The sequence below is a fragment of the Campylobacter sp. 107 genome (genome assembly GCF_002383835.1).
GTDB lineage: Bacteria > Campylobacterota > Campylobacteria > Campylobacterales > Campylobacteraceae > Campylobacter_D > Campylobacter_D jejuni.
In genome coordinates this window covers 1-568 of the sequence record NZ_NXBA01000052.1, presented here as the reverse complement: position 1 = coordinate 568, position 568 = coordinate 1, and the positions used below count along the sequence as shown (strand labels likewise).

Sequence of the window (568 nt, the reverse complement as noted above, 5' to 3'; positions counted from 1 at the left end):
AAACTCGCAGCCCTCACTCCTCCTCAAGGCTATCCTAATGCACCTTATTATTTTACACCTGAAAGATTGGAATGGATTTATAAAAGAGGATATTTAGACAAATTCCTTGATCCAAGAATTCCTGCTATTTATAGATATAATTTTCCGCAAGAACTTCGAGCTAAAATACTAGCTTATGCTAAAGAACATAATATAAAAGAATAAGAATGAATTTCATTAGCCACTACCATAATCATGGAAGATGGTTTGTATATAGGATGAAAGGATAAAAATGAGTGGTAATAAAGATATTTACGAGATTTATACTTCTAATGGACTTATATTAGAAGTTGATAAAAATACAAATCAAATTATATTTGATAAAAGAAAAGATGGGCGTGAAGTAGGTAAATACACCCAAGAATATTCTAAAGCTTTGTTTGAAGCTGATCGTATATTAAGAACTTCTCCTTATATTAATTATCAACCTAGGTATCTAGATCCTGAATTTCACACAGGAGAGAAATCTACTTTACTTGAATTTAAAGATTGGCAAAGTATTTATTTAAAAGATCCTATCAAAGGAAGC

2 pseudogenes are annotated in these 568 nt (G+C 30.3%); both read left to right on the top strand.

Annotated elements, in window-relative coordinates:
• A pseudogene (locus BGS40_RS06950) lies at positions 1 to 204 on the top strand (hypothetical protein); the annotation flags it as partial.
• Between the two features lie 67 nt (positions 205 to 271).
• Positions 272 to 568, top strand: a pseudogene (locus BGS40_RS06945) (hypothetical protein); the annotation flags it as partial.